Origin of the sequence: Pseudodesulfovibrio karagichevae, from assembly GCF_041414475.1 — a bacterium.
GTDB lineage: Bacteria > Desulfobacterota > Desulfovibrionia > Desulfovibrionales > Desulfovibrionaceae > Pseudodesulfovibrio > Pseudodesulfovibrio karagichevae.
In genome coordinates this window covers 24,977-32,764 of sequence record NZ_JBGLYH010000048.1, presented here as the reverse complement: position 1 = coordinate 32,764, position 7,788 = coordinate 24,977, and the positions used below count along the sequence as shown (strand labels likewise).

General features: G+C 61.5%; 8 protein-coding genes. 6 read left to right on the top strand and 2 right to left on the bottom strand.

The genetic code is table 11. The annotated features are described in order from the left end of the window. Positions 1-128 precede the first annotated feature (128 nt). Complete coding sequence (locus tag AB6M95_RS14775; protein WP_371387516.1) at positions 129-635, bottom strand: DinB family protein; 507 nt, start codon at positions 633-635, stop codon at positions 129-131. Between the two features lie 423 nt (positions 636-1,058). Here AB6M95_RS14775 and AB6M95_RS14770 point away from each other — a divergent pair, with 423 nt between their 5' ends. Beyond that, the gene (locus AB6M95_RS14770) at positions 1,059-2,048 is read left to right on the top strand and encodes a radical SAM protein (protein ID WP_371387517.1); all 990 of its coding nucleotides are present in this window, start codon (positions 1,059-1,061) and stop codon (positions 2,046-2,048) included. A gap of 108 nt (positions 2,049-2,156) precedes the next feature. Here AB6M95_RS14770 and AB6M95_RS14765 read toward each other — a convergent pair whose 3' ends face one another. Continuing rightward, positions 2,157-2,765: a Maf family protein gene (locus AB6M95_RS14765; RefSeq protein ID WP_371387515.1), complete on the bottom strand. Its 609-nt coding sequence runs from the start codon at positions 2,763-2,765 to the stop codon at positions 2,157-2,159. 184 nt (positions 2,766-2,949) lie between these two features. On the opposite strand from AB6M95_RS14765, the gene AB6M95_RS14760 reads away from it, so the two are divergent. From AB6M95_RS14760 to AB6M95_RS14740, 5 genes are all read left to right on the top strand, one after another. Then, entirely contained in the window at positions 2,950-3,672 is a 723-nt protein-coding gene (locus AB6M95_RS14760) for an OmpA/MotB family protein (RefSeq protein ID WP_371387514.1), read from the top strand. Between the two features lie 16 nt (positions 3,673-3,688). Continuing rightward, the gene (locus tag AB6M95_RS14755) at positions 3,689-4,576 is read left to right on the top strand and encodes a motility protein A (RefSeq protein ID WP_371387513.1); all 888 of its coding nucleotides are present in this window, start codon (positions 3,689-3,691) and stop codon (positions 4,574-4,576) included. A gap of 107 nt (positions 4,577-4,683) precedes the next feature. Next, complete coding sequence (locus tag AB6M95_RS14750; RefSeq protein WP_371387512.1) at positions 4,684-5,646, top strand: glucokinase; 963 nt, start codon at positions 4,684-4,686, stop codon at positions 5,644-5,646. Then, the gene (locus tag AB6M95_RS14745; protein WP_371387511.1) at positions 5,643-6,338 is read left to right on the top strand and encodes a TVP38/TMEM64 family protein; all 696 of its coding nucleotides are present in this window, start codon (positions 5,643-5,645) and stop codon (positions 6,336-6,338) included. The genes AB6M95_RS14750 and AB6M95_RS14745 overlap by 4 nt, the downstream gene beginning before the upstream one ends. Continuing rightward, positions 6,331-7,782 carry a dihydrolipoyl dehydrogenase family protein gene (locus AB6M95_RS14740; RefSeq protein WP_371387510.1) on the top strand — a complete coding sequence of 484 codons (1,452 nt, stop codon included), beginning with the start codon at positions 6,331-6,333 and terminating at the stop codon, positions 7,780-7,782. The genes AB6M95_RS14745 and AB6M95_RS14740 overlap by 8 nt, the downstream gene beginning before the upstream one ends. Positions 7,783-7,788: the final 6 nt, after the last annotated feature.

The window sequence follows — 7,788 nt, the reverse complement described above, 5'->3', positions numbered from 1 at the left end:
GAAAGAGCCAGCGAGTTGCCTCGCTGGCTCCATGAATACAATTATTACAGGAATCATTCGGCGTTACAGCATAAAACGCCTATCAGCCGATTGGGAGCCGCTGTGAACAACGTCTTGCAACTCCACATCTAGCCCTCGAGTTTGGACAGGTATTCGTCCCGGGTCAACCACAGTTCCTCCATCCTGTACATGTGCCAGTGGTCGTGCATGAGGATGTGGCGGGCGAAGATGAACAGGCCGTACCGTTCGTATTCCGGATGGATGGCCGTCCGCTTCCAGTCGTCGGGAGAGGCGTTTTTCAGCAATTCGAGCTGTTGTGTGCGTCCGACCTTGAAATTGGCGATGATTTCCTCCACCGGGGGCAGGGGCGGCTTTTCGGCCGCTTCCTTCTGGTCCGGGACGAACGGCGCAAACTCCGGCACGTCCTCGGTCAGGATGCGCCGCATCCGCTCCAGTCCCATGGGCTGGACGTCGGCCAGGTGGGCGGCGTGTTCATGCAGGGTCCAGAACCCTTCGCCGCGTTTTTGGTCCAATTTATCCGGCGGAATGGAACGCAGAAATCCCTCGAAGATGGGTGGAGAGGCCTTGAGGGCGTCTAAAATCGCCTTGCTCTCGTCATATTTTTCGTTGGTCATGACCTGTCCCTTGTGCTTTCGGATGGCGTGTCGTTCGGGCCTCCTAATGGAAACCGCTCTTTGCTCCGATACCACCTCAGTGGGGGGAGCATCAAGTCGGGCAAGGTATAGCGTATGCCGCATCAATGCCTCGGCGCACGTTGACCGCCCCTCGGAAGCTTCTCAGGCCGTACTGAGTAATCGAGGCGAGGACGAGTTTCGGAGTCTTGTTGAAGATCGGCCGGTGTAGGTATTGAGCGGAGGGAATTATCTCGTTGAGGAAACACATTTTTTTGGATATCAGATAGCGGGGGAAGCTGTTGCTGGAGGCTTATTCACCCGCTGATTACGGTCATTCGCAAGCACCCACAGCGCTGTTTTCCAGCCTCCTGGACTGGAAAACACTTGTCAGCAAATAGCAAACTAAAGCGAGACAATGTGACTATGAACGCTGAAAAAGTTCCTTTTCTGTGCGGATTTATGGATGAAGTTGTTATTTTATCCGATGGAACGGTGACAACATGTTGCATGGATCCATTGGCAAACAACGTCTTTGGCAATATTTATACGGATTCGTTTGACGAAATAGAGCGCAGGCATATTCGTAACGTGGAAAATGTAGTCGAAGATGTCCACAGCATGCCGAGATGCACGATTTGTTATAACAAAATAGCAGACTCTGGATTTAAACCGGGCAGGTATAAATTGGATTTTTCCGCTCAGGAAAGGTCGGAATTTTTAGATAAGTACAGCTCATTGCATCAACTTGTCATTGAGCCGTCCTCCATATGCAACCTCAAGTGTAATGGGTGCATGCAGCAACGGTTTGACATCCCTTCCCATCGGAAAGCATCCATGCTCGATATGGAGAAAGTCTTTTCCTTTCTGAAGGATAAATTAGGACAAATCAAATTGATACGACTGTATAATTACGGAGAGACATTTCTCAACAAACAGTCAATACCATTTATTGATAATGTTAAAAAACACAGTCCGGACACATATATACATATAGCAACCAATGGGCTGATGCTCAATACGCATGAACAACGAAGGGAACTTGTCGAGTCAGGCGTAGACAGGCTTACCTTTTCGATACATGGAGGTTCACAGGAATCCGTCGAGCCTTACATGACCAAGGTATTTAGATTCGATAATATGCTAGATATATTGAAAGATCTTGCATCGATAAAAAAAGGGCATGGCAAAGAACAGCCTGTCCTTGAATGGAAATATCTGCTTTTTGAATGGAACGACACCGATGAAGAAATGGCCAAGGCCATTGCTCTTGTAGAGGAAATTGGTCTTGATTCAATACAGTTTGTGTTGCCGGGATATCCTTCGCCCTCGAAACGATTTAAGGATGCGCCGGAGAGAATAGAAACAATAAGACGGGATTTGATGTCTGCCGCAAAATCAATGAAGTCTGAGTAGGCAGGCCGGGCTCTATCCTGGATGAACGTTTACCGCACTTTTCAGATACTCACCCATGTGGAAACCCGGTGGGGAGTTTGTCCGGAGTACGCTGCGAATATCTGATGTTCAGCCCTGTCTTGGAACTACAATGGCCCAAGACAGTAAAATCTCTAGCACTCGCGCCACCGGCAGCCCGACCACGTTGGTGTATGAGCCGCGTATGGCCGTGACCAGGAAGGTGCCCACGCCCTGGATGGCGTAGGCCCCGGCCTTGTCCATGGGCTCGCCCGTCTCGATGTAGCTCATCAGTTCGGCCTCGGAGGACTGCCGCATGTCCACGTCCGTGCTCACGGCCTCGGACAGGGTCTTGCCGTCCGGCAGGACCACGCAGAATCCGCTGACTACCTGATGGGTCGCGCCGGACAGGGCGGTCAGCATCTCCAGGGCGTCGAGCTTGGACTGCGGCTTGCCCATGATCCGGTTGCCCAGGACCACGGCGGTGTCCGCGCCGATGACCGTTGCGCCCCGGAAGCGGGCGGCCACGTCCAGGGTCTTGAGCTCGGCCATGCGCAGGACATAGGCGGCGGGCGACTCGCCCGGTTCGGGCAGGGGCTCGTCGAGCGGGCTCGGGTGCACGTCGAAGGTCAGCCCGAGGTCGGACATCAGTTCGCGCCTGCGGGGAGAACCCGAGGCCAGGACAATGGGGGAGTGGTTGTGGAAGGGGCCTTTTTTCATGCCCGGAATGTTCCCCATATCCCCGCCCGCGTCAACGACGGACTCTTGACGGGGAGGCCTTCCCGGCACTGACGGGAGCGTTCGCGGACCGACACTCGCTGTGACTTTACCCGTCATTCTTCATGGTTACACCTATGGCAGGTTTTTTGCTTCATATCGTGCGCGCGGGAGCGCAGGAGCGACAATGCAGAAATCGGATAGCAAAATCGACCACGGATTCACCTCGTTTCACCAGATGGAAGGGCCGGACCCGGCCCACGGCGCCAACGACTGGGCCGTGCCGTGGTCGGACCTGATGATGGTCATGTTCGTGCTTTTCGCCGTGCTGTTCATCTATGCCAGCACCCGGCAGGACGTGAAGGTCCTGTTCAGCAGGCAGTCCGCCGAAAAGGCCCAGTCGGCCAGCGCGCTGGACCCGCTCATCGGGCTCGTCGGGCAGATAGCCAGCCGGGCCTCCGCCGGCGGTTCCCAGGACGTGGTCCGCGTGGCAGAGAACGAGGTCCTGTACCGCTCCCGGACCAACGGCATCACCGTGATCCGCGAGGCCCAGGGGAGGGTACGCGTGACCCTGCGCGGCGATCTGTTTTTCGACGGCAACTCCGGGCAGCTCAAGCCCGAGTCCGCAGCCTACCTCGACGAGATCGGGGACCTGGTCCGGCTGAGCGTCGGGCTGGTCCACGTCATTGGGTTCGTGGACCAGAACGAGGCCCAGGGAGCGCAGAGCTTCACGCTGTCGTCCGAGCGCGCGGCGGGCGTGGCCGAGCAGCTCATCGACCGGCTCGGGATCGACCCCAAGCGGCTGGTGGTCACCGGCCGGGGGGCGTACCAGCCCGAGCTGCCCGATACCTCGGCGGCCAACCAGGCCCGTAACCGTCGGGTCGAAATCGTCATTTCCAACAACAGCTGATCGATCGGAGGCAACCATGGGAAGAAAAAATCTTATCGGCATCGTCCTGAGCATGTCCATATTCATAGGCAGTTTCATGCTTACCGGAGCGGCCGGGGCGTACTTCAACCTGGCGGCCTTCCTGGTCGTCATCTCCGGCCTGACCGCAGCCATGCTCATCAGCTACCCGGTCAAGCACGTCCAGAACGCCTTTGTCGTGGCCAAGAACGTCTACGCCAACGGGCGGACCACGGCGGAGGAGATCGTCAACACCCTGCTCGACCTGTCGGTCAAGTCCAAAGTGGACGGGGTGCTCTCCCTGGAGCGCTCGGCCAACAAGGCGACCAGCTCCTTCCTGAAGAGCGGGCTGTGTCTGTTGGTGGACAACTACAAGGAAGACGAGATCCGCGAGTGCCTGAACGCGGAGATGGCCTTCTTCAACCTGCGCCGCCAGCAGAGCGAGCGGTTCTTCCAGACCCTGGCCCGCACGGCCCCGGCCTTCGGCGTGGCCGGGTCGGTCATCGGGCTCATCGGCCTGCTCATGGGCATCAACGACACCGCCGTGATCCTCAAGAACATCCCGGTGGCTTTCATCTCCACCCTGTACGGGCTGATCCTGTCCCACCTGGTGTTCTCGCCCATTGCCGAAAACATCAATTATTCCACCAGAGCCGAGCTGCTCAATCAGAAGCTGGTCATGGAGGGCATCGTGGCCATCAGCAAGGAGCAGAACTCCTACAAGCTCGAACGCAAGCTGGCCTCGTTCCTGTCCCCGGCCGAACGCGAGGGCAAGACCGAGACCCTCAGGCGCATCACCCGCAAGTACGTGCAGCGCAAGCGGCAGCCGGTCGAACTGGCGGACATGGCGGACCCGATCGGCGCGTCCGAGGAGGGAGGCCTGGAAAAGGCCACCGAGGCGGCCTGATCGAAACGGGCGGCCGAAGCGGTCGATTCAGCTGGAAAAGGGGCCTTCGGGCTCCTTTTTTTTTCGCCCGATTGTGATAGGGTGCGTTTCACGAAGGAGAGGGGCGCATGGCCAAGATTCTGGCCGCCGACATCGGCGGCACCAACAGTCGGTTCGCCTTGTTCGAGGCGCGGGGCAAGGGCCTCGAAATGCTGGATTCTATCTGGCTGAAGACCCACGAGGCGGGGACCTTCCCGGAGCTCGTCCAACAGCTCTGGGCCAGCGATTTTCCGGCGCAGCCGGGCTCGTTCGACGCGGCGGTCCTGGCCCCGGCCGGGGCCGTGTACCACGGCGTGACCTGCCCGAGCCTGCCCAACGCGCCGTGGGGCATCGACCTGCGCGAGGTGGACTTCGGCACGCCCGCCGTGCGCCTGATCAACGATTTTTCGGCCCAGGCCTATGCCTGCCGCACCTCGGCCGTGGACAACGCCCTGGCCGTCCAGGACGGGGAGCCGGTGGAGGGCGACACCATCGGCGTCATCGGGGCCGGGACCGGGCTCGGCTATTCCGCGCTGCTCTGGTCCGGCGAACAATGGACGGCCCTGCCGTCCGAGGGCGGGCACATGGCCTTTCCCTTTGTCGGTCGGGACGAGGCCGAATACGCCGAATTCAACCGCATCGAGAGCGGGCGCAACTGGCCCGAGGGAGATTCCGTGGTCACCGGCCTGGGGCTCCAACTCGTCCATCGTTTCCTGACCGGCGAGGACCTTGCCCCCAAGGAGATTTCCGCCAAACTCACCCCGCAGAGCGAGACCACCAAGTGGTACGCCCGGTTCTACGCCAGGGCCTGCCGCAACTGGGCCATCGGGCTGATGACCACCGGCGGCCTGTTCATCGCGGGCGGGGTGGCGGCCAAGAATCCCATGTTCGTGCAGGTGCCCGAGTTCATGGCGGAGTTCCACAACTCCCATGTCTACCAGGAATTCCTCCACACCGTACCGGTCAGGCTCAACGCCAACGAGGCGAGCGGGCTGTTCGGCGCGGCCTTTTTCGGCGCGCAGATGCTGGCTGGCCGCGGCGAGGGCGCATGAAGCGGGGGGCGGCCAAAAAGATCCTTGTCGCGGCCTGTCTGGCCGGGCTGGTGGCCGCCTATTTCCTCTTCGATCTCGGCCGGTTCTTTTCCCTGGACTACCTCAGGCAGTCGCGCGAACAGTTCGGGGCCCTCTACGAGGCGCACACCGTCCCGGTGCTCGGCGCGTATTTCCTCTTATATGTGACCGTGGCCGCCCTGGGGTTGCCCGCCGCCGCCGCGCTCACCCTGGCGGGCGGGGCGCTCTTCGGGCTGTGGGTCGGGGTGGTCGTGGCCTCGCTGGCCAGCACCCTGGGCGCGAGCCTGGCCTTTCTGCTTTCCCGCTACGTGCTGCGCGATTCGGTCCGGCGGCGGTTCGGCGACAAGCTTTCGCGCATCGACCGGGGCATGGAAGAGGAGGGGCCGTTCTATCTCTTCACCGTGCGGCTCATCCCGATTTTTCCCTTTTTCGTGGTCAACGCGCTCATGGGCCTGACGCCCATGCGCCTGTTTACCTACGCCTGGGTCTCCCAGGTGGGCATGCTGCCGGGCACGGCGGTCTACGTCAACGCGGGCAGGGAACTGGGGCGGCTCGACTCCCTGTCCGGGCTGCTCTCCCCGAGCCTGATCCTGTCCTTCGCCGCGCTGGGGCTTTTCCCGCTGGCGGTGAAGAAGGCGCTCGGCTGGTACCGGAAGCGGAGGAACCATGGCTGAATACGACTTTGACATCGGCGTTATCGGCGGCGGGGCGGCCGGGCTGACCGTGGCCTCCGGCGCAGCCCAGCTCGGGGTCAAGACCGTGCTCATCGAGCGCGGGCCCTCGCTCGGCGGAGACTGTCTGCACACCGGCTGCGTGCCGAGCAAGACCCTCATCCGCACGGCGTCGGTCTATCACGACATGCGCCGCGCCGCATGCTACGGCCTGCCCGAAGTGGACCTGCCGCCCGTGGATATGGCCTCGATCAACGGACGCATCCGGGAGGTCATCGGAAGCATCCAGGCGCACGATTCCGAGGAGCGTTTCTGCGGGCTGGGTGTCAAGGTCCTGTTCGGGGAGGCGCGATTCGAGGACGACCATGTGGTCGATTGCTCGGGCAAGCGGCTGTCCGCCCGATTCTGGGTCCTGGCCACGGGCTCGGCCCCGGCCGCGCCACCCATCGACGGGCTTGCGGACGTGGACTACCTGACCAATGAGGACCTCTTCAGCCTGGACCGGCTGCCCGGCTCTCTGGCCGTCATCGGGGGCGGGCCCATCGGCTGCGAGATGGCCCAGGCCTTTGCCCGTCTCGGCACCAGGGTGACCATCGTGCAGCGCAACTGCCAGCTGCTCCCGGTGGAGGACGAGGATATGGCCGAGGTGGTCCGGGCCGCGCTCGCGGCCGAGGGCGTGGGCATTGAGCTGTGTGCAGCCACCACCGGGGTGCGCCGGGTCAACGGCGAGATCGAGGTCGAATTCACCCGCACCGGGAGAAGCCACATGGTCCGCGCCGAAAAGCTGCTCGTGGCCGCCGGGCGCATGCCGCGCGTGGCCGGGCTCGGGCTGGAAAACTGCGGGGTGGAGCTGGCCGGACGCGGGGTCAAGGTGGACGCCCGCCTGCGCACCACCCGGAAACACATTTTCGCCTGCGGCGACGTGCTCGGCCGCTACCTGTTCACCCACGCCGCCGGGTACGAGGGATCCATCGTCCTGTCCAACGCGGTTTTCCGGCTGCCGCGCAAGGCGGACTACTCGAAGCTGCCCTGGTGCACCTACACCGACCCGGAACTGGCTAGCGTGGGCATGAACGAGAAGCGGGCCGTGGACACGGGCTTGAAGTACACGGTCTTCGAGGAGTCCTTTGCGGACAACGACCGCGCCCGGGCCGAAGGGTGCGTCGAGGGCAAGGTCAAGCTCGTCCTCGACCGCAGGGAGAAGCCGCTGGGGGCGCAGATCGTCGGGCCCCACGCGGGCGAACTCGCCGGGGCGTGGACCACCGCCCTGAACGGCGGGGTGGGGTTGTCCAGGATGGCCTCGATGGTCATGCCGTACCCCACGCTGGCGGAGATCAACAAGCGCGTGGCGGGCCGGGTCCTGTCCGCCAAGCTGTTCTCCCCCAAGGTCCGCAAGACGCTTTCGTTCCTCTTTGATTACAAAGGCAGGGCCTGCACCCTTGATTAATTGCCC